Origin of the sequence: Pontibacter saemangeumensis (assembly GCF_039541895.1) — a bacterium.
Taxonomy (GTDB): Bacteria; Bacteroidota; Bacteroidia; order Cytophagales; family Hymenobacteraceae; genus Pontibacter; species Pontibacter saemangeumensis.
Window position 1 is genome coordinate 157099 of the sequence record NZ_BAABHC010000029.1, and the last position, 19931, is coordinate 177029.

Annotated in this window: 21 protein-coding genes and 1 tRNA gene; 11 read left to right on the plus strand and 11 right to left on the minus strand. The window is 53.7% G+C overall.

What is annotated here, in order from left to right; translation table 11 throughout:
- Positions 1-23: 23 nt before the first annotated feature.
- The 4 genes from rsmG to ABD920_RS19090 form a co-directional block, all read right to left on the minus strand.
- Entirely contained in the window at positions 24-656 is a 633-nt protein-coding gene (rsmG, locus tag ABD920_RS19075; protein WP_345161222.1) for a 16S rRNA (guanine(527)-N(7))-methyltransferase RsmG, read from the minus strand.
- 7 nt (positions 657-663) lie between these two features.
- A complete protein-coding gene (locus ABD920_RS19080; RefSeq protein WP_345161224.1) occupies positions 664-912 on the minus strand; it encodes a hypothetical protein in 249 nt (82 codons plus the stop codon).
- A 224-nt stretch (positions 913-1136) separates the two neighbouring features.
- Positions 1137-1745, minus strand: a complete 609-nt coding sequence (locus ABD920_RS19085) for an RNA polymerase sigma factor (protein WP_112303596.1) — start codon at positions 1743-1745, stop codon at positions 1137-1139.
- Positions 1736-2800: a glycosyltransferase gene (locus ABD920_RS19090; protein WP_345161228.1), complete on the minus strand. Its 1065-nt coding sequence runs from the start codon at positions 2798-2800 to the stop codon at positions 1736-1738. Before ABD920_RS19090 ends, ABD920_RS19085 begins: the two co-directional genes overlap by 10 nt.
- Positions 2801-3230: 430 nt before the next feature.
- On the opposite strand from ABD920_RS19090, the gene tgt reads away from it, so the two are divergent.
- From tgt to ABD920_RS19105, 3 genes are all read left to right on the plus strand, one after another.
- The gene (gene tgt, locus ABD920_RS19095) at positions 3231-4361 is read left to right on the plus strand and encodes a tRNA guanosine(34) transglycosylase Tgt (protein ID WP_345161230.1); all 1131 of its coding nucleotides are present in this window, start codon (positions 3231-3233) and stop codon (positions 4359-4361) included.
- A gap of 126 nt (positions 4362-4487) precedes the next feature.
- Positions 4488-5564 carry an LptF/LptG family permease gene (locus ABD920_RS19100; protein WP_345161232.1) on the plus strand — a complete coding sequence of 359 codons (1077 nt, stop codon included), beginning with the start codon at positions 4488-4490 and terminating at the stop codon, positions 5562-5564.
- Position 5565: 1 nt separating this feature from the next.
- Positions 5566-6507 carry a DMT family transporter gene (locus tag ABD920_RS19105; RefSeq protein ID WP_345161234.1) on the plus strand — a complete coding sequence of 314 codons (942 nt, stop codon included), beginning with the start codon at positions 5566-5568 and terminating at the stop codon, positions 6505-6507.
- Here the strand turns inward: ABD920_RS19105 and ispE are convergent.
- Positions 6463-7272, minus strand: coding sequence for a 4-(cytidine 5'-diphospho)-2-C-methyl-D-erythritol kinase (gene ispE / locus ABD920_RS19110; protein WP_345161236.1), 810 nt, complete (start codon positions 7270-7272; stop codon positions 6463-6465). The genes ABD920_RS19105 and ispE overlap by 45 nt on opposite strands.
- Before the next feature lie 194 nt (positions 7273-7466).
- On the opposite strand from ispE, the gene ABD920_RS19115 reads away from it, so the two are divergent.
- Positions 7467-8081, plus strand: a complete 615-nt coding sequence (locus ABD920_RS19115) for a sugar transferase (RefSeq protein ID WP_345161238.1) — start codon at positions 7467-7469, stop codon at positions 8079-8081.
- A gap of 409 nt (positions 8082-8490) precedes the next feature.
- Entirely contained in the window at positions 8491-9624 is a 1134-nt protein-coding gene (locus ABD920_RS19120) for an aminotransferase class I/II-fold pyridoxal phosphate-dependent enzyme (protein WP_345161240.1), read from the plus strand.
- A 133-nt stretch (positions 9625-9757) separates the two neighbouring features.
- On the opposite strand, the gene ABD920_RS19125 is transcribed toward ABD920_RS19120, so the two are convergent.
- The gene (locus ABD920_RS19125; RefSeq protein ID WP_345161242.1) at positions 9758-10888 is read right to left on the minus strand and encodes a trans-sulfuration enzyme family protein; all 1131 of its coding nucleotides are present in this window, start codon (positions 10886-10888) and stop codon (positions 9758-9760) included.
- Positions 10889-11102: 214 nt separating this feature from the next.
- Between ABD920_RS19125 and ABD920_RS19130 the strand changes: the two genes are divergently transcribed.
- Entirely contained in the window at positions 11103-11468 is a 366-nt protein-coding gene (locus ABD920_RS19130; protein ID WP_345161244.1) for a VOC family protein, read from the plus strand.
- A gap of 235 nt (positions 11469-11703) precedes the next feature.
- Here ABD920_RS19130 and atpC read toward each other — a convergent pair whose 3' ends face one another.
- From atpC to ABD920_RS19155, 5 genes are all read right to left on the minus strand, one after another.
- On the minus strand, positions 11704-11949 hold the full coding sequence (gene atpC / locus ABD920_RS19135; protein ID WP_345161246.1) for an ATP synthase F1 subunit epsilon: 246 nt from the start codon (positions 11947-11949) through the stop codon (positions 11704-11706).
- A gap of 93 nt (positions 11950-12042) precedes the next feature.
- The gene (atpD, locus tag ABD920_RS19140; protein WP_345161248.1) at positions 12043-13554 is read right to left on the minus strand and encodes a F0F1 ATP synthase subunit beta; all 1512 of its coding nucleotides are present in this window, start codon (positions 13552-13554) and stop codon (positions 12043-12045) included.
- Between the two features lie 208 nt (positions 13555-13762).
- Positions 13763-13891 carry a hypothetical protein gene (locus tag ABD920_RS19145; protein WP_345161250.1) on the minus strand — a complete coding sequence of 43 codons (129 nt, stop codon included), beginning with the start codon at positions 13889-13891 and terminating at the stop codon, positions 13763-13765.
- 4 nt (positions 13892-13895) lie between these two features.
- Positions 13896-14171 carry a hypothetical protein gene (locus ABD920_RS19150; RefSeq protein WP_345161252.1) on the minus strand — a complete coding sequence of 92 codons (276 nt, stop codon included), beginning with the start codon at positions 14169-14171 and terminating at the stop codon, positions 13896-13898.
- Positions 14172-14346: 175 nt separating this feature from the next.
- Positions 14347-14547 carry a hypothetical protein gene (locus ABD920_RS19155; protein WP_345161254.1) on the minus strand — a complete coding sequence of 67 codons (201 nt, stop codon included), beginning with the start codon at positions 14545-14547 and terminating at the stop codon, positions 14347-14349.
- 268 nt (positions 14548-14815) lie between these two features.
- On the opposite strand from ABD920_RS19155, the gene purL reads away from it, so the two are divergent.
- From purL to pth, 5 genes are all read left to right on the plus strand, one after another.
- Positions 14816-17032 (plus strand): phosphoribosylformylglycinamidine synthase subunit PurL, encoded by a 2217-nt coding sequence (gene purL, locus ABD920_RS19160; protein WP_345161256.1) that lies wholly within the window; start codon positions 14816-14818, stop codon positions 17030-17032.
- Between the two features lie 108 nt (positions 17033-17140).
- Positions 17141-17213: transfer RNA gene (locus ABD920_RS19165), tRNA-Gln, on the plus strand.
- Between the two features lie 159 nt (positions 17214-17372).
- Positions 17373-18302, plus strand: a complete 930-nt coding sequence (locus ABD920_RS19170; RefSeq protein WP_345161258.1) for a ribose-phosphate pyrophosphokinase — start codon at positions 17373-17375, stop codon at positions 18300-18302.
- A gap of 184 nt (positions 18303-18486) precedes the next feature.
- The gene (locus tag ABD920_RS19175; protein ID WP_345161260.1) at positions 18487-19074 is read left to right on the plus strand and encodes a 50S ribosomal protein L25/general stress protein Ctc; all 588 of its coding nucleotides are present in this window, start codon (positions 18487-18489) and stop codon (positions 19072-19074) included.
- A gap of 287 nt (positions 19075-19361) precedes the next feature.
- Positions 19362-19925 carry an aminoacyl-tRNA hydrolase gene (gene pth, locus ABD920_RS19180; RefSeq protein ID WP_345162365.1) on the plus strand — a complete coding sequence of 188 codons (564 nt, stop codon included), beginning with the start codon at positions 19362-19364 and terminating at the stop codon, positions 19923-19925.
- Positions 19926-19931: the final 6 nt, after the last annotated feature.

A 19931-nucleotide genomic window follows, 5' to 3' on the forward strand; every position in this document is an offset into this window, starting at 1 on the left:
TCTAATCATCCTTTATAATCTCCTTACTTCATCGGGATGTGCACTACTTTTTTTGTCTCGAAAAACTCCTCGTTAAAATATTCTTTCAATTCATATACCTGCGCAATAAGCCCGGACTCCGCAATTTCCTCGGTTAGATCACCGCCTTTCAGGTAATAGAGGCCCTTGTTGGGCAGGGCTGATTTCTTGAAGCTGTTCATGACCCAGGGGTAGAAATTGGCAAGGCGGGTCACGGCGCGGCTCACCACGAAATCAAACTTCTCCCGCACGTGCTCGGCCCGCACCTGGGCGGCAGTCACGTTTTGCAGGTGCAGCTCGCGCGCAATCTCCTCCACCACGTGTATCTTCTTGCCGATTGAGTCCACGAGGTGGAACTTGACCTCCGGGAACATCACCGCCAGCGGCAGGCCCGGCAGACCGCCCCCGGTGCCCACATCCAGCACAGCGGTATGCGCCGGGAACCGGACCACTTTGGCAATGCCCAGCGAGTGCAGGATGTGGTGCACCCCCAGTTCCTCCATGTCCTTGCGCGAGATCACGTTTATCTTCTGGTTCCACTCCCTGTACAGCTCGCCCATATGGTCGTACTTCTGCAGTTGGTCTTCTGTCAGCTCCGGGAAATACCCCGATAGCAAGGTGCGGATGGCGGTAGGCATATATGAATTACGAATTTAAAGTTATGAATGAGGTATGGGTAACCGCCATATATAAGATCACGGCAATCAAGCATACGACCGCAACTGCGGCGAAGGCCATCAGCAAGTCGAAGAGCAGCACGAGGCCGGCGTTGCGGTACTGGCCCTCGTATTTCTGGTCAAGCACCTGCTGCACCCTCTTCTGCTTACCAAGGCGCAGTTGTAAGTACAACTTCCCGGTGCGCGCGAGCATAGCATCAGTAAAGGACGTCTTCATACATGCCTGGCTTCTTTATATACAACTGGCAGGCACAAGAGCCTATATACCAACTCGCGCCACCGCAGCAAAAATATGAAATAAGAACCGGAATAGCTTGCATGAAAAAAGCCCCTGCTGCACTCAGGCAACAGGGGCTTCAAACGTAATCAATCAACCTTAATTCAATTCTTATTTATTTTCAGCTTAACGATTGAACAGCTCAGCAATCAACAATTTTACAATTAAATGAGGTGCTTCTTGTTCTTCACCATGTCATAGAGCAACTCGCGGGCGCGGTGCAACTGTGCTTTCACGGTGCCGAGCGGCGCGTTCAACTCCGTCGCGATCTCCTCGTAGCTCAGCTCGTTGAAGTAGCGCAGCGTCACGAGGCGCTGGTACTTGTCGGGCAGCTTGGCCACCACGTACTGCATGATCTCGATTTTCTGGTTTTTGATCGCCTCTTCCTGCGGGTTCAGGTTCTTGTCTTTGAAGTCGATCGTGATCTCGTCGCCATTGTCGATCTTGATGGCGGAGTCGATTGACATGGTTTTGATCCTGTTCTTGCGGATAAAGTCGATGCAGTTGTTGGTGGCGATGCGGAACAGCCAGGTACTGAAGGCGTATTCCGGGTTGAATTTGTGCAGGTTACGGAAAGCCTTGGCGAAAGCCTCTATCGTTAAGTCCTCTGCATCATCGGCGTTGCGCACCATCTTCAGCACTACGTGGTACACGGGCTTCTTATAGATGCTCATCAGCTCGGCGTACGCTTTCTCGTCGTTGTCCTCTACTGCGGCCTGAATAAGTTTGAAGTCGTGTTTTGCTTTCGCAGAGAATTGTTTGTTTACTTCCATCTGAATTTTTTATACAGTATTACAGATATCCCAAGAAACATGTAGTTCAAAAAATAAACCACATCGAGCAACGGTAACAGCAACAAGGATATCGTGTCATCCAGCCTGCGGGCAACCAGCACGTACACCGGGAAAACCGACAGATATCGGACACCTACAAGCGCGCCCAAGATAGCCAAATGGCTACTGAGAACAAGAACAACAATGGAAATAATGTAAAAAAGTATATTGGATGCTACAAAAATCCCGATTCTTCTTCTATCCGACGCGTTGTATCGCCCGCCAACAGACATGTGTCTCCGTTTCTGAATAATCCATTCCCGAAACGTTTTTTTAGGAATACTGACCGTCTGCCCTTCCTTGTCGATAACAATGCTAATGTCACTATTGTTTGCGGCGTCTCGAACAAAGAGATCATCGTCGCCGCCTATTGTCTTGATATGAGATGCAAAACCTTTGTTTTTAAAGAAACACTCTTTGGTATAAGATAAGTTTCGGCCAACGCCCATATAGGCGTTACCTTTGTTTGCATGAGACAGATACTGAATTCCGGTGAGCAAGGTTTCATAACGCACCAAGTGATTTAAAAAACCTTTTACTTGTGCATAAGGAGAGTAGCCCAGCACCACGTCAGCGCCGTTTTTGTATCCGCTCTGCATTTTCCTTATCCAATTCAGGCTACAGGGCCTGCAGTCTGCATCCGTCAGCAGCACGTGCTCATATTTAGCCGCCCGGATGCCCAACGCCAGCGCATATTTTTTCGGGTTGAGGTAATCCGGCGTTTTCTTCACCGTCACCACCCTGAAATTCTGAAACTGGCGCTCTAATTCATACACGTAAAACTCCGTGTCGTCTTCAGAACGATCGTTTACCAGTATTATTTCAAACTCCGGGTATTCCTGGTCCAGCAGCATGGGCAGGAGCTCCATCAGGTTGGCCTGCTCGTTGTGCGCCGCCACCACCACCGACACCGGCCACACCGCCTCCGCGTCCGGGTCTCTGTGGCGGGCAAGGGGCAGGAAATAACAGAAGCAAAAGTAAAGCTGAACCAGCACACACAGCGCCAGCAGCCCCAGCAGTATCGTTGAAATCAATGGATTGTCTATTGTTGTTTGTCGATTGCCGCCCGCATACCGGATTGAACTCTATATAGCCTTCGGCCCGGATCGGACGGAAGCGCACAACGGTTTCACACCTGGGTATAAGAAGCTTCGACTTCAGCAGCCTAAACGCTGATGTCTATATAGCTGTAAAGGAACTTCCATATACTTTTGCCTGCTGGCCGCCTACATTCAAAATTAGCTATTCTTGCACCATTTCCGAAGCGCCGGATGATTTATTAGATGTTTGTGGTTTGCACCACCGCAGTTCGTATCTTTGCAGGTCTATTTTTTTATAAGAAACGAAAGAAACAGAAGCCCTTGCGGCAGCGCCGGCACCCTGGACTTATTTATTGCAAGATGACGCCCCGGCAACCCTGATACCATGCAATTTAACCTTGTAGCAACAGACGCACAGTCTAAAGCCCGCGCCGGGTTGGTGCAAACCGACCACGGCCCCATCGAAACGCCCATTTTCATGCCGGTCGGCACGGCCGGAACAGTAAAAGCAGTGCACCAGCGCGAGCTGAAGGAAGATATCAAAGCAGAGATTATCCTGGGCAACACCTATCACCTGTACCTTCGCCCGGGCCTGGAGGTGCTGGAAAACGCCGGCGGCCTGCACAAGTTCAATGGCTGGGACCGCCCTATCCTGACCGACAGCGGCGGCTATCAGGTTTTCTCGCTGGCGGGCACCCGCAAGATAAAAGAGGAAGGCGTGAAGTTCAGGTCACACATAGACGGCTCGGCGCTTGATTTCACCCCTGAGAACGTGATGGACACGCAGCGCACCATCGGGGCTGACATTGTGATGGCGTTCGATGAATGCACCCCTTACCCCTGCGACTACACCTACGCCAAGCACTCCATGGAGCGCACCCACCGCTGGCTGCAGCGCTGCGTGGACCGATTCGACAGCACCGAACCAAAATATGGCTACAACCAGACGCTCTTCCCGATTGTGCAGGGCAGCACCTACAAAGACCTGCGGGTGCAGTCAGCGGAGACCATCGCCGGCTTCGGGCGCGAGGGCAACGCCATTGGCGGCCTGTCGGTGGGCGAGCCGGCTGAGATGATGTATGAAATGACGGAGCTGGTATGCGACATACTGCCCCCGGACAAGCCGCGGTACCTCATGGGCGTGGGCACGCCGGCCAACATCCTGGAAAACATCGCACTGGGCGTGGATATGTTTGATTGTGTGCTGCCCACGCGCAACGCCCGCAACGGCATGTTGTTTACCACGCAGGGCATCGTGAACATCCGGAACGTGCGCTGGGCAAACGACCACAGCCCGATTGATGCGGAACTGGGGGGCTACGCCAGCACGTTCTACAGCAAAGCGTACCTCCGCCACCTGGTGCACGCCGGGGAGATGCTGGGTGCCCAGATTTCCAGCGTGCACAACCTCACGTTCTATATGTGGCTGGTGAAGCAGGCGCGCGCGCAGATACTCCAGGGAACTTTCCGCGCCTGGAAAGACGTGATGGTAAAGAAACTGATGACAAGACTCTGATAAGCCAGTTAAAAGTTAAGAGTTGAAAGTTAATATTAGATTACATTCAGCCAGAGCAAAAACCCAGTTGAAACGCTGCATACTTTTCACTCTTAACCCATAACTTTTAACTCTTAACTAATCGAAGTGAAGCTCCTCGATAAATATATCTTAAAGAAGTTCCTCACCACCTACGTCTTCACGGTGCTGATACTGGTGGCTGTGATTCTGGTGATTGATTTCACGGAGAAGAACGACGACTTTATCAAGACCAACCCGAGCGTGGGCGAGATCATCTTCGATTATTACCTGAACCTGATCCCGTTTTACGCTAACATGCTGAGCCCGATCACGGTGTTTATCGCCACAGTTTTCGTGACGGCCAAGCTGGCCTCGCATACCGAGATCGTGGCGATCCTGAGCAGCGGGGTGAGCTTCAGGAGGCTGCTGTTGCCTTACCTGATGGGTTCTGCGCTGATCGCGGCCACCATCTTCCTGCTGATCGGCTGGGTGATCCCCAACGCCAACAAGGAGAGCGTCGCCTTCCAGATCAAGTACATCAAAAGCCCGTTCACCTACGACAGCCGCAACATCCATATCAAAATCGCCCCGGAGACTTACGTGTATATGGAGAGCTACAACAACGCGGCAAACATCGGGTACAACTTCGCGATGGAGAACATCGAGGGCACCAGGCTGAAGCAAAAGCTCACCTCCAACAGCATTTCCTGGAACCCCGAGGCGGAGAAGTGGCGCATAGAGAACTACACCATCCGCACCTTCGACGGCGAGCAGGAAACCATTTTTAAAGGCGTCTCGCTCGATACCACCCTGAACATGTGGCCGAAAGACTTCGAGAGCACCTATAAGCTGGAGCAGACGATGACGCTGCCCCAGCTGAGCGCCTATATCAACGAGAAGATCGACCGCGGGGCCGATGACATCGAAGTGTACCTCATCGAGAAATACGAGCGCTTCAGCTATCCTTTCGCCATCATCATCCTCACCATTATCGGGGTGATCATGAGCGCGCGCAAGGCGCGCGGCGGCGTGGGTTTCCAGATCGCGCTGGGCTTTTTCCTGGCCTTTATATTCATCATCTTCGTGATCGCGAGCCGGAGCCTGGCACAGGTAGGCGACCTTGCCCCTCAGATTGCCGCCTGGGTCCCGACCATTATCTTCTCGGGCATAGGCTTGTTGTTGTACCGTTACGTTCCGCGTTAAAATGCCGCGTTTTAAAGATTTCCTGGAGCTCCATTTCGTTATTTTCCTGTGGGGCTTCACCGCCATCCTCGGCAAACTCATCAGCATTCCGGCCGTGGAACTGGTGACGCTGCGTACGCTCATCACGGCGCTCGCGCTGGGGCTGATCATCTACAAGCGGGGCACCCCGTTCTGGCTCGGCCGCAAAAACGTCCTTCAGATTTTTAGCGTGGGGTTCCTGATCGCGGCGCACTGGATCCTGTTTTTCGCAGCGGCGCGGGTAGCCTCCGTGTCCATATGCCTTGTGGGCATGGCCACCTGCAGCCTCTGGACGGCAGTCCTGGAGCCGCTCTTTACCAAAAGCAGGATAAAGCCCCACGAGATCCTGCTGGCGCTGCTCATCATCCTGGGCTTGTATATCATCTTTCAGCACGAAACAGAGTTTAACAGCATGCTTGGTATTGGCATGGCGGTGGGCTCGGCGCTGCTGGCTTCTGTTTTCACCATCATCAACGCCAAGCTGGTGAAGAAAGTACCTTCCACCACCATTACCTGCTACGAGATGGCGGGCGCCTGCGTGGGCACGGTATTGTTCTTCCCTGTCTATACCGCGTATTTTGTGGAGAGCGGCACCTTGAACTTCGCGCTGGATGCCATGGACTGGGTGTACCTGCTGGTGCTGACGCTGGCCTGCACGGTATATGCCTACACCGCCGGCGTGCGCCTGATGCAGCGCATCTCCGCCTACTCCATGAACCTGACCGTGAACCTGGAGCCTGTATATGGCATCGTGCTGGCGTGGTTTATCTTTGATGAAGGCGACAAGATGTCGGCCGGGTTCTATTATGGGGCGGCCGTTATTTTGCTGAGCGTGTTCATATATCCCGTGCTGGATGCGTACACAGAGCGCCGCAAAAAACTAAAGCAAGCCTTTCCAGACAACGTAGTGGTGGGGAAAGACTAAGTCCGCAGGCGCCTCCCCCTTAAACAAACCATATATGGCGGAGCCCGAGCCGGTCATGGAGGCATAGGACGCGCCGGCGGCGTAAAGCTTTTCTTTCACCTGCGGCAGCTCCGGGTACTTTGGGAAAAGCGGCTTTTCAAAATCGTTCTTCAGCACATTTTTCCACACGTGCACGTCCTGCTTCACCAGCAGATCCATGGCACAGCTCGGTTCTTTCGGTGTGATGCTGCCATAGGCCTCCGCCGTCGTGATGTGGATGTTCGGGTAAACCACCACACACGTGTAGCCGGTCAGGTCCAGCAACACCGGCCGGAACACATCGCCGCGCTCCGAGGCGATCACAGGCTTGTTCTGCACGAAGAAAGCACAGTCGCTGCCCAGCTGCCGGGCGTAGTTTTCCAGGTCGAGGGCCTTCAGGTTCAGCTCGAACAGTTTGTTGAGAATGCGCAGGGTAAAGGCGGCATCGGAGGAACCGCCACCAAGGCCTGCGCCCATCGGGATCACCTTGTGCAGGTGTATATGCACGGGCGGAAGGTTGTAATCCTTTTGCAGCAGCTTGAAGGCCTTCAGGCAAAGGTTCGTCTCCGGATCACCGGGCACAGGCAGTCCGGTCATGGTGAAGGCCAGTTCCGGGGCGGTCACAATCTCCAGCGCGTCGCACCACTTCACCGGGAAAAAGCACGAGGCGAGGTTGTGGAAACCGTCCGGTCGCTTTGCGGTAACATATAAACCAAGGTTGATTTTTGCGTTCGGGAAATCGAGCATAAAGTGCCAGCTGAGCTGTTTTTGTGTGCAATCTATAAAAATGCGCGGACACAGCTGTCGCAGCTGCCTGCATTTCTGAATTTTGTACGTGCCCGGGCTGTTGCAGTAAACAGGAATTCGTAAATTAACCCGCCATACCAGGTTGAAGCCTGGAGCGACAGGAAAATAAAACAGCATAAAAATTAACAGGCAGCATGTACCAGCAGTACGGCAAGCGCATAATGGATCTGGTTGGGGCAAGTTTCGGTTTGCTCCTGAGCCTTCCTGTGCTGCTCGTGGTTGTTCCGGTGCTGTATCGCGTGAACAACGGGCGCATCCTGTTCCGGCAACGGCGGCCCGGCCTGTGGGGCGAACCCTTCACCCTATATAAGCTCCAGACCATGACGGAGGAGCGTTGCCCCGCTGGCCACCTCCTCCCGGACGAGCAGCGCCTGACGCCGGCGGGCAAACTCATCCGCCGGCTTTCGCTCGACGAGCTCCCGCAACTATATAACGTGCTGCGCGGTGACCTAAGCCTGGTGGGCCCGAGGCCTTTGCTGATGGCGTACCTGCCGCTCTATTCGCGGGAGCAGTTCCGGCGCCACGATGTAAAGCCCGGCATGACGGGCTGGGCGCAGGTGCACGGCCGCAACAGCACCAGTTGGGAACACCGCTTTGCCTGCGACCTCTGGTATGTGCGCCATATCTCTTTTAAAACAGACCTTCTTGTACTTTTCAAAACGGTGACGGTGGTGCTGAGCGGCAGCGGCTTGAGCAAAGTCGGCCATGCCACCATGCCCCGGTTCGAGGGATCGCGTGTGAAGGCCTGAACTACTGCCGTTCAGGGGCCGAACAGTTTGGCAGCCCCTTCTGAATATTAATCTCCCTCCCTGCTTTTATTGTACAGTTTTTTTACTATATTCATCTTGGTAGTGGGTAGCTTTGTAGGGAGGGTCATTCCCTCCGGCTACGGCTTCGCAGCCAGTTAAAGCGCGTTTTCAGGCACCCCACCGGTTGCCGCCGTGTCACTTGCTGGCGGTTAGCGGAGGCCACTGTTGCTGCCTGAAGCCTCCGCTACATAGTAGCCGCAACACAATGCAGGCCGGGTGCGTTTGTATCGGCAAACGAGGCGAGGCACCGAAGGCGGCTCATGTGGTGTTAGCCGGCCAGGGCGGCCATATTACCCATAGTACCGGGGCTTTTGTGCCGCCGGAGTTCCAGCTCAGACGAAATAGCTATATGAATTACAGGCCAGGACGAATTTTCCTTTCGGTACCGCACATGGGCGGCCATGAGAAAAATTACGTGCAGAAAGCGATAGAAGACAATTGGGTTTCCACCCTGGGGCCAAATTTGGCAGGCTTTGAGCATGACATCTGCCAGCATACCAATGCCCGCCATGCCGTTGCGGTTAACTCTGGCACGGCTGCCCTGCACCTGGCGCTCCGGCTGCTCGACGTCAGACCCGGAGACGAAATACTCTGCTCTACTTTCACGTACGTGCGCTCGGCAAACCCTATCTTATATATGGGTGCGACACCGGTGTTTGTGGAGAGCGAGGAAGAGACCTGGAACATGTGCCCCGGCGCCTTGCAGGAGGCAATTGTGGCGAGGCAGGCATATGGCAGGCTCCCGAAAGCCATCGTGCTGACACACCTGTATGGGATGCCCGCCAAAGTAAAAGAGATTATAGCGGTGGCTGACGAATTCGGCATCCCGGTGGTGGAAGATGCTGCCGAGGCGCTCGGCTCCCGCTACAGCGGCCACCAGGTGGGCACGATGGGGCGTATAGGCGCCTACTCTTTCAACGGAAACAAGATCATCACCACCTCGGGCGGCGGCGCCCTGGTCACAGAAGATCAGCGGCTGGCAGAACAGGCGCTGTTCTTGGCGACACAGGCCAAAGACGACGCCCCGTTTTACCAGCACTCCCAGATGGGATACAACTACCGCCTCAGCAACGTGAGTGCCGGCATTGGCCGCGGACAGATGGAGGTGCTGGAGAAGCGCGTGAAGCAGCGCCGGGAGATTTTCAACTTCTACAGAAGCCAGCTGCAGCATATAGAAGACCTGGTGTTCCTGCCGGAGCCGAAAGCTTGTTTCTCTAACCGCTGGCTCACCACTGTATTGCTGCCCGCAGGCCACCACCCCGAACATGTGCGGCTGGCGCTGGAAGAGGAAAACATTGAAACGCGGCCGCTCTGGAAGCCGATGCACCTGCAACCGCTGTTCGCGAAGTTCCCGTACTATGGCAATAACCTGAGCGCCAGCCTTTTTGAGCGGGGCCTTTGCCTGCCCAGCAGCAGCAGCCTGACCGAGGAAGAGGCAGAGAAAGTGGTAAAGCACCTGCGAAGAATACTGGAGGTTGCTTAACCGAAAGTCCTTCGCGCCGACGTTATATATAAGCGGCGCCAGCATCAGCAGAAAGCTAAAAACTTAGCTGCCGGCGCTGGCGCCGCTATGTTTTTTACACATTAGAGTTGCGGACGCTCTTACGTCCCGGCTTTTAAACCTCCGCCAGGGCCTGCTCCAGGTCAGCAATAAGTTCCTCCGGCTCCTCGATGCCCACCGACAAGCGGATGACGCCCGCCGTGATACCCATTGTCTGCTGCTGCTCCGGCTTCAGGGACCGGTGCGAGGTGCCGAGGGGATACGAAACGGAAGTGCTGACACCGGCCAGCGACGGGGCAAACGGGATGTGCCGCAGCGCCTGCATGAAGCGGTTCACGGCCTCCCTGTCGTCTTTGATGCGGAAGCTCATCATGCCACCGAACATCCCCTGCCCCTGCTCCTTCGCCAGGGTATGGTGCGGGTGCGACTCCAGGCCAGGGTACCACACCTGCTCCACCTTCGGGTGCGCCTGCAGGAAACCGGCGATCGCCAGTGCGTTGCTGCTGTGCTGCCGCATGCGCAGGCGCAATGTTTTGAGCCCCCGCGCGGCCAGCCAGCTTTCGAACGGACTCAGGTTCAGGCCATAGACCATCATCACCTGCTGCACGCGCTGCAGGTCGTCGGGGTGCCGGCACACCACTACCCCCGCCGTCACGTCGCTGTGCCCGGACAGGTACTTGGTCACGCTGTGTATGGCCATATCGGCCTCCAGCGCCAGCGGCTTCGTGATAATGGGCGAGGCAAAGGTATTATCGACCACAAGCTTTATCTCCTGTTTTTTTGTCTCCAGGGCCAGTCGCTTTATATCGGTTACCTGCAACAGCGGGTTGCTCATGGTTTCCACTAGCAGCAGCCGCGTGTTGGGCTGCACGAAAGGCTGCAGGCTATATATGGAGGCGGGAGGCACGAAAGTTACTTCTATGCCGATGCGCGTCAGTTCCTTCGACAGCAAGGTGGAAGACCCGCCATATATCTCCTCGGCACACAGCACATGATCACCGGCTTTGCACAGCGTAAGAATGGCCGCCAGTATAGCCGACATCCCTGAGGAAGTTACCACCGCACCAGCCCCGCCTTCCAGCGCATTCACCTGCTCCGCCAACTCGTCGGAGTTGGGGTTGCTGTAGCGGGTGTACATATAGCTTTGCCCCGGCTGCTCAAAGTAATGCTCCAGCGCGTTCAGGTCCTCGAAGGTGAAAACGGAGGTTTGGTAGATGGGCGTGGTTTTAGGATGTATCTGCGGCATGTTGCTGATTCTGTATTTGCGCTCAAGGTAAGCAGGATTTGTGGCAAGAGGCAAGCCGAAAACCAATTTATATAGGACCGTTCGATAGGGAAAGGATGCAGAACATCCTGGCTGCCACTGGACATGGCATCGGAATGACTGAATTAACAGCTTGGAATTCTGCTGGATCAGGTTATATTAGCTAATGCGTTACCTGCAATTTTAAACGAAAAAAATGGAACACAAAGCTAGATCAATCCGGCCCTTTATCGGAGCTGAAAACTTTGAACTATCCCGGAGCTTTTACCGGGACTTAGGCTTTCTGGAAAGCGTTTTGGCTCCTGATATGTCCTACTTCAGTGCCCAGGGATTGGGGTTTTATTTACAGGATGCGTATGTCCGGGATTGGGTAGACAATTCGATGATTTTTTTAGAAGTGGATGATGTTGATCGTTACTGGAACGAACTTCTGGCTTTGGATCTGACAGCAAAGTACAAAGGGGTCAGACTCACCCCAATCCGCACGTACGACTGGGGGAGAGAATGTTTTATGCACGATCCATCCGGGATTCTCTGGCATTTTGGTGAATTTTACATCTGAATGAGGTGAGGAAAAACAATAAATTACCACCCAAAGGAAATGGTTGAACCTATCCATGCGGGGACCTTTTTCATGAGGTAAAAACGTCATACTCCACCAAAGGCGCTATTCTCCTGGTCAATAATTTACTATGCGCTCTCATGTTCGCATGCCGTCGAAACCCACAAAACCAGCAGCGCCTTCTGCTCATATATAGAACAGAAGGCGCTGCTGGTTTTGCTGTAGAATGTAGCGGTTAAGCGGTCACGGACTCCGCAAGCACGATGATTTTGTTGTTCAGCACCTCCACGATACCGCCATCCACCATAAAGAACTCCTGCCCTGTGTTGGAAGTAACCCTGATTCTGCCTCGCTCCAGCGTGCTGATGAGCGGGGCATGCAGGTCCAGCACTTCAAAAGAGCCATTGGTGCCGGGGAACTGTGCACTTACGACCTCTCCCGCAAATACTTTTTTATCAGGCGTGATTATCTCTAAATACATCTTTATTAGTTAAGAGTTTAGAGTTAAGAGTTATGAGTCATAATTGGGTTTACCAACTCTTAACTCTTAACTCTTAACTTTTAACTATAAAATCTATCTTGCTTCGGCCATCATTTTCTCGCCTTTGGCAACCGCGTCTTCGATGGTGCCCACCAGGTTGAAAGCAGACTCCGGAAGGTGGTCGTACATGCCGTCCATAATCTCGTTGAAGCCCTTGATGGTGTCTTTGATATCCACCAGCACACCTTTCAGGCCTGTGAACTGCTCGGCTACGTGGAACGGCTGCGACAGGAAACGCTGCACGCGGCGCGCTCTGTGCACTACCAGTTTATCCTCTTCCGAAAGCTCGTCCATACCCAGGATGGCGATGATGTCCTGCAGTTCTTTGTAGCGCTGCAGAATCTCTTTCACGCGCTGCGCGGTGTTGTAGTGCTCTTCACCTACTACATCTGGCGTAAGGATACGAGATGTAGAGTCAAGCGGGTCCACAGCCGGGTATATACCCAACTCGGAAATCTTACGGGAAAGTACAGTGGTCGCATCCAAGTGAGCAAACGTTGTGGCCGGGGCTGGGTCCGTCAAGTCATCCGCAGGTACGTAAACTGCCTGCACCGATGTGATGGAACCGCGCTTGGTAGACGTGATCCGCTCCTGCATGGCACCCATCTCGGTGGCCAGCGTTGGCTGGTAACCTACCGCGGATGGCATACGACCTAAAAGCGCCGACACCTCAGAACCCGCCTGCGTGAAGCGGAAGATGTTGTCTACGAAGAAAAGGATATCGCGACCGGCATCGCTCGAACCGGGCTCTCCGTCGCGGTAGTACTCCGCCATCGTCAGACCGGAAAGGGCCACACGGGCACGCGCCCCGGGAGGTTCGTTCATCTGCCCGAACACGAAGGTCGCTTTAGACTCCTTCAGCTCTTCCAGGTCCACTTTGGAAAGGTCCCATCCGCCATGCTCCAGCGATTCCATGAAGTTTTGGCCGTAACGCACGATACCTGCTTCAATCATCTCACGCAGCAGGTCATTTCCCTCCCGCGTACGCTCACCCACTCCGGCAAATACAGAAAGTCCGCCGTGCGCCTTCGCGATGTTGTTGATCAGTTCCTGGATCAGTACGGTTTTGCCCACACCGGCGCCACCGAACAGTCCGATCTTACCGCCTTTTGCATAGGGCTCGATCAGGTCGATTACTTTGATACCCGTGAAGAGCACTTCAGAGGAAGTGGCAAGGTCTTCGAAACGGGGAGCGGATCTGTGAATTGGCAGGCCGCCTGTGCTCACAGGCTGCGGGATACCGTCAATGGCTTCACCGATCACATTGAAAAGACGGCCTTTGATGCCCTCGCCTGTCGGCATTTTGATAGGACCGCCCAGGTCAAGTACTTCGGCGCCACGTGTCAGACCTTCAGTGGAGTCCATCGCAATGGTACGCACACGGTCTTCTCCAAGGTGATTCTGAACTTCCAGTACGACTACCTGGCCGTTGTCTTTCGTCACTTGAAGGGCATCCAAAATATTTGGTAGCTTAATGTTATCACCCACAAAGCTAACGTCCACCACCGGACCGATAACCTGGGAAATTCTGCCAATATTCGCCATTTGACTTTGTTAAATTAATTAACTATTGTTACGGAGTTATTTCAGGGTGCAAAACTAAGGGATAAAACGCATAAATCCTTGCAGGGCTTTAAAAACTTTTGGGCCGCGCGTTTCCTGCCCCGGCAGAACTACGCAAACACAGAAGCTGCACCGCAGGTATGTTTCCCCACAGTGCAGCTTCTGTGTCTACTGCCTGACTATGATGCAACTACAGGTCTATGCGGAGCGTCCATTGCCCCGGCTCGTTCACTTTAAACCTCACCTCCCGGTCATATACCACGGTGCCCAGTTTGTTCGGGGCTTTGAAACGGATATTCCCTTCAAAAGGGAAGTTCACGTTATCAAAACATATAGGTGCTGGAGGACATGGGGCTGCCGCTGCTGCCAATCATCTGCATATCCTCCACGTTGCGCAGCGTGATTCCGGAGTTCATGATCACGATCTCTACCTGGTTCCCTTCCTCACTTCGCTGGGAAATGGTGGCACGGTTCACGTCCCGCTTCATGGTGATGTTCGCGGCTGAAGGCTTACGTTCTTTCTTCTTCTTCTTTTTGGAGGCACTGGCCGTGACTTTCGTCGTGTCGCCCTGCGCTACGTTCGTGTGGGTAATCTCCATATCCTTTGGCGCTTTCTTCTGCTGGGGTTGGCTTCCGGAGGAGAAAGCGACGAGCCCAGCAGACTGACGAGTACGATGTATCGGTTTTTTATAAGCAGTGTTGTTATAGAGGTACTGAAAGTACAAATTAACACTGCCATTTTCAAATTATAGCCCGAAAACTTACGCTGGGCCGCTACAGGTTCTTCAGGAGTTCTATCTGCTCATCGTTCAGGAGGATATACCTGTTGTTAAAAGGGTTAGCGTAGAATTTCTCTGCGATGATATACTCGCCGGAGCTCAGCTTGTGGATGTTGTAGCTGAAGAGGCTGTTTGACCGCTCTATCACCAACTCCGTGTTACTCAAATCTAATTCGCGGCCGCAAGTTGTAATCACAACGTCTGGATTAGTGGTCATCATCATGTAAGGGATATAAAAAGGTTTGGAGGTTTCTTTACGCATATACAGGCGGCAAGTGTCACGCTGAACAAAGAAAACATAGAATTTTTTTAATAAAGCCCGCCCGGGCCAAAAGCCACACACCCTCCAAATTACTGTGATGCACTGTGGCGGACGGGGCACCTGGGCAAAAAGCGCAAACTTCTGCTGTACTCTTAAAGCAGAAGTTTATACTTTTGCTTTTCCGTTACAAAAGCCATATACCGTGGAACAACAACTGACTACAGTAGAGACCGCTCAGAAGCTTGGCCTTCTGGAAGAGGAATACGAAAAAATAAAGCAAATACTGGGGCGCACTCCCAACTTCACAGAGCTGAGCATCTTTTCGGTGATGTGGTCGGAGCACTGCTCCTACAAAAACTCCATCGTGTGGCTCAAAACCCTGCCGAAAGACTCGCCCCGCATGCTGGCCAAAGCCGGAGAGGAGAACGCCGGCCTTGTGGACATCGGCGACGGCTATGCCTGCAGTTTTAAGATCGAGTCGCACAACCACCCTTCCGCCATCGAGCCTTACCAGGGCGCGGCCACGGGCGTGGGCGGCATTAACCGCGATATCTTCACCATGGGCGCCCGCCCGATCGCGCAGCTTAACTCGCTCCGCTTCGGAAACCCAAAATCAGAAAAGACGCAGCGCTTATTAAGAGGTGTGGTAAAAGGCATCGGCGACTACGGCAATGCCTTTGGTATCCCGACGGTGGGCGGCGAGCTGTTCTTCGACGAGTGCTACAACATCAACCCGCTGGTAAACGCCTTTTCAGCCGGCATCGTGAAGGTGGGTGAAACAGCCTCTGCCACTTCCTATGGCGTTGGCAACCCGGTGTTCATCGTGGGCTCTGCCACGGGTAAGGACGGTATGGGCGGCGCCGCCTTCGCCTCAAAAGACATCACTGAGGATTCTGCCAATGACCTGCCATCTGTACAGGTGGGTGACCCCTTCCAGGAAAAGCTCCTGCTGGAGGCGACGCTGGAGGTGATCCAATCGGGTGAGGTAATCGGCATGCAGGATATGGGGGCCGCAGGTATTACCTGCTCCACCTCCGAAATGAGCGCCAAAGGCGAGCACGGCATGGATATATGGCTGGAGAAAGTGCCGATGCGCCAGAAGAACATGGTGCCGTTCGAGATCCTGTTGTCAGAGAGCCAGGAGCGCATGCTCATCGTGATGAAGAAAGGCGCTGAAAAAACCATCAAAGACATCTGCGACAAGTGGGACCTGTACTGCGAGCAGATCGGGGTGGTGACGGAGGGCGGCACGCTGCGCTACTACATGCACGGCGAGCTGGCAGCCGAGGTACCTGCCGAGGACCTGGTGCTGGGCGGCGGCGCGCCGGTGTATCACCGCGAGTACCGCGAGCCTGCCTACTTCCAGGAGGCAAAGAAGTTTCACATCGACCAGGTGCAGGAGCCGGAGGATTACCAGGCCGTGGCCGACTTCCTGACGACGCACCCGAACATCGCCTCCAAGCGCTGGGTGTACCGCCAGTATGATTCCATGGTAGGCACCGCCACCATGACGACAAACTCCCCTTCGGATGCCGCCATCGTGAAAGTGAAAGGCACAGACAAATCCATCGCCGTGACCGTGGACTGCAACAGCCGCTACGTGTATGCCGACCCGGAAGAGGGAACTGCCATTGCCGTGGCCGAGGCGGCCCGCAACATCGTATGCTCCGGCGCCGAGCCGGTGGCCATCACCAACTGCCTGAACTTCGGCAACCCGTACGTGCCGGAAGTGTACTGGCACTTTGTGGGCGCCATCAAAGGGATGGGCAAAGCATGTGAGGCCTTCGGTACGCCGGTAACAGGCGGTAACGTGAGCTTCTACAACCAGTCGTCCGACGAAGGGCCTGTTTTTCCGACGCCGACCATCGGCATGCTGGGCATCCTGGAGGACAAGAAAAACAAGATGACGCTGGCTTTCCAGGACGCCGGTGACCTTATCTATATGCTGGGCGAGGCGAAAAACGACATTGCCTCTTCGGAGTACCTGTACTCGTATCACAACGTGAAGCTCTCCCCCGCCCCATATTTTAACCTGGACGAGGAACTGAAGCTGCATGCAGCCGTGAAGGAGGTGATCGAGCAGCAGCTGATCCGGTCGGCGCACGACGTGGCAGACGGCGGTTTATATATCGCCCTGCTGGAGTCTGCCATGCCGAAGGAGCTCGGGTTCGATGTGGAGACGGATAAGAATTTCAGGAAAGACGCTTATCTTTTCGGCGAGAGCCAGGGCCGCGTGGTGGTGAGCGTGGCACCCGGGCAGCAGGCCGCCTTCGAGCAGTCGCTGCAAAATAAGGAAGTGAATTTCACGAAATTAGGCACCGTTACCGGCCACGACTGCCATATAGACGGCGACCTTTTCGGGGGTATCACGGTGGCGAAAAAACACTATGACACGGCGCTGGAGCAGATTTTAGACTAAACAATTTAAAATATTTTTTCAGGCAATTGTTTGCAGTTTAAAATGGTCTCTCTATCTTTGCATCACCAAACGAAAACAGGACGAAAGTTCTGAATTCCGCCGGGAGATTGTCCGATGGTGTAACTGGCAACACGTCTGATTTTGGTTCAGAAGAGTCCAGGTTCGAGCCCTGGTCGGACAACTAGAAAAGGAACAGCATCCTCTGTGGGTGTTGTTCCTTTTTGCTTATGGAGCAGCCGTAAGTAATTTAAAATCAGAATTATTTGATGGAGGGCATCAGGATTTTTGGTAGCTTTGCAGGCATAATTATCAAACCTAAACGTAGTTTTTAGCACCCGTTATGCCACAGGTTAAAATTTTTTCCGGATCTGCCTCTCAGTACTTAGCTGAGAAAATTGCAGCCGCATATGGTACCAAACTTGGCGATGTCTCGATCTCCCGCTTCAGCGATGGCGAGATCGGCGTCCATTACAATGAGTCGGTGCGTGGTGCGGAAGTGTTTATCGTCCAGTCCACTTTTCCGCCGACGGACAACCTGATGGAGCTGATGTTGCTGGTGGATGCCGCCAAGCGGGCTTCGGCGCACAAGGTGATTGTGGTGATGCCGTATTACGGCTACGCCCGCCAGGACAGGAAGGACAAGCCGCGCGTTTCTATCGGATCGAAGGTGGTGGCAAACGCCATACAGTCCTGCGGTGCCGACCGCCTGATGACCTGCGACCTACATGCCGGCCAGATCCAGGGCTTCTTCGACATCCCGGTAGATCACCTCGATGGCTCCGCCATCTTCGTGCCTTACCTGCGCAGCCTGAACCTGGGCGATGACCTGATCTTCGCCTCGCCCGATGTGGGAGGAGTGGTGAGGACAAGGGCCTTCGCCAAAAACTTCGGGGCGGAGATGGTGGTCTGCGACAAGTACCGGAAACGCGCCAACGAGATAGCCTCGATGCAGGTAATCGGGGACGTGGACGGCATGGATGTGGTGCTGATAGACGACATGGTGGATACAGCCGGCACGATCACCAAGGCTGCCGAGCTGCTTCGGGAAAAAGGGGCGAAATCGGTGCGCGCCATTGCCACGCACCCGATCTTATCCGGGCCGGCGTATGAGCGCATCCAGAACTCGGTTTTGGAGGAGCTTGTGGTGTCAGACACCATTCCGCTAAATCAGGAGACGTCTAAGATCAAGGTCTTGTCTTTCTCCGACCTGTTCGCCCGGGCGATCAACAACGTGGTGACCCACGAGTCGATCAGCTCGCTGTTTATTTAATTGTTGTTTGCTGGTTGCTGATTGTTTTCTCAACGGTAAAAGCAGCGGACAATTTAAAGGTTGAATGGCTTAATTGTTAAATGGTTATTATATATACCAGAATCAACAATTTAACAATAGAGCAATTTAACTATCAAACCAGGCTATACTTTTGTAGCATATATATTTTAACAAATTCATTTTTATGAAAACTTTAGAGATTATAGGGTTTAAAAGAGCAAATCTCGGAAAGCAGCAGACGAAAGAGCTGCGCAATGAGTCTAATGTACCAGGTGTGCTGTATGGCAACGGAGAGCAGGTTCACTTCTACTCGCCGGTTATCCTGTTCAGAGACTTGATTTATTCGCCAGAAGTATACGAAGTAGACCTCAATATCGAAGGCACACACTATAGAGCTATCCTGCAGGACGCACAGTATCACCCGGTGAACGAGATGCTGCTGCACGTGGATTTCCTTCAGCTGCAGGACGACAAGCCTGTGAAGATGGACATCCCGGTTAAATTTGTCGGAACATCCCCTGGTGTGATCGCCGGTGGTAAGTTATCTGTGAAGCTGCGCGCCCTGAAGATAAAAGCGCTTCCTGCTAACCTGCCGGATTACGTAGAAGTAGACATCTCTGACCTGGAGCTTGGCAAGTCGATTAAAGTAGCGAAAGTGAAGGCACAGAATTTCGAGATCCTGACTAACCCGAATGCCCCAATCGCAACGGTAACTGTACCACGTGCCCTGAAGAGCGCGCAGGTGGAGGAATCCCGCGGAGGCAAGAAATAAGCAGCTCCTGTTGCTTAGCAGCATCAAATCCTGTCCCGCCTCCAAGCCGGGCAGGATTTTTTGTTTCTGCTTGTTTATATATGGCTGTATGGCCGCATGGTTAAATGGTTGATTCGCATTTCCTGAAAATAACGATACAACCCAAAAACCATATATCCTTTCGCTGCACCTCAGGTTGGAAAAATCAACAACCCGCAGCCAACAACTTAAGAGTGATGCTGCAAACTTTAAAACAGTGGCTGGGGCTGGCAGCAGCGCCAGCTGCCGGAACTGACGACGATACACAAATGAAATACCTGCTTGTGGGCCTTGGCAACATCGGCCCGGAATATGCGGAGACGCGCCACAACATCGGCTTTATGGTGCTGGACTACCTGGCCCGGAAATACGATGGCAACTTTGACGTGGGCCGCCATGCCTTCGTAACAGAAATTAAAACCAAAGGCCGCACCTATGTGCTGGTGAAGCCCACCACCTATATGAACCTGAGCGGCAAAGCGGTGGGGCATTACCTCAACAGCTTGAAGCTGCCGCCCGAGCAGATGCTCGTCATCACGGACGACATCGCGCTGCCATTCGGCAAAATCCGCATACGGGCCAAAGGCAGTCCCGGGGGGCACAATGGCCTGAAGCATATAGAGCAGACCCTGGGGCACAACAACTACCCCCGCCTCCGCTTTGGCGTGGGCGACACGTTCTCCAAAGGCAAGCAGGTGGATTTTGTACTGAGCCCCTTCAGCGCCGACGAGCAGATCGAGCTGCAGACGCTGATCGAGAAATCGGCGGAGGCGGCGATTGCCTTCGGTACCATAGGTCTGGAGCGAACGATGAACCAGTTTAACACGAAGTAAGGCAAA

What these genes read in the sequence shown, in the direction of transcription:
- rsmG (WP_345161222.1), bottom strand. Translation starts at nt 656, where the DNA reads ATGCCTACCGCCATCCGCACCTTGCTATCGGGGTATTTCCCGGAGCTG.
- ABD920_RS19080 (WP_345161224.1), bottom strand. Translation starts at nt 912, where the DNA reads ATGAAGACGTCCTTTACTGATGCTATGCTCGCGCGCACCGGGAAGTTG.
- ABD920_RS19085 (WP_112303596.1), bottom strand. Translation starts at nt 1,745, where the DNA reads ATGGAAGTAAACAAACAATTCTCTGCGAAAGCAAAACACGACTTCAAA.
- tgt (WP_345161230.1), top strand. Translation starts at nt 3,231, where the DNA reads ATGCAATTTAACCTTGTAGCAACAGACGCACAGTCTAAAGCCCGCGCC.
- ABD920_RS19105 (WP_345161234.1), top strand. Translation starts at nt 5,566, where the DNA reads ATGCCGCGTTTTAAAGATTTCCTGGAGCTCCATTTCGTTATTTTCCTG.
- ispE (WP_345161236.1), bottom strand. Translation starts at nt 7,272, where the DNA reads ATGCTCGATTTCCCGAACGCAAAAATCAACCTTGGTTTATATGTTACC.
- ABD920_RS19115 (WP_345161238.1), top strand. Translation starts at nt 7,467, where the DNA reads ATGTACCAGCAGTACGGCAAGCGCATAATGGATCTGGTTGGGGCAAGT.
- ABD920_RS19120 (WP_345161240.1), top strand. Translation starts at nt 8,491, where the DNA reads ATGAATTACAGGCCAGGACGAATTTTCCTTTCGGTACCGCACATGGGC.
- ABD920_RS19125 (WP_345161242.1), bottom strand. Translation starts at nt 10,888, where the DNA reads ATGCCGCAGATACATCCTAAAACCACGCCCATCTACCAAACCTCCGTT.
- ABD920_RS19130 (WP_345161244.1), top strand. Translation starts at nt 11,103, where the DNA reads ATGGAACACAAAGCTAGATCAATCCGGCCCTTTATCGGAGCTGAAAAC.
- atpC (WP_345161246.1), bottom strand. Translation starts at nt 11,949, where the DNA reads ATGTATTTAGAGATAATCACGCCTGATAAAAAAGTATTTGCGGGAGAG.
- atpD (WP_345161248.1), bottom strand. Translation starts at nt 13,554, where the DNA reads ATGGCGAATATTGGCAGAATTTCCCAGGTTATCGGTCCGGTGGTGGAC.
- ABD920_RS19150 (WP_345161252.1), bottom strand. Translation starts at nt 14,171, where the DNA reads ATGGAGATTACCCACACGAACGTAGCGCAGGGCGACACGACGAAAGTC.
- ABD920_RS19170 (WP_345161258.1), top strand. Translation starts at nt 17,373, where the DNA reads ATGCCACAGGTTAAAATTTTTTCCGGATCTGCCTCTCAGTACTTAGCT.
- ABD920_RS19175 (WP_345161260.1), top strand. Translation starts at nt 18,487, where the DNA reads ATGAAAACTTTAGAGATTATAGGGTTTAAAAGAGCAAATCTCGGAAAG.
- pth (WP_345162365.1), top strand. Translation starts at nt 19,362, where the DNA reads ATGAAATACCTGCTTGTGGGCCTTGGCAACATCGGCCCGGAATATGCG.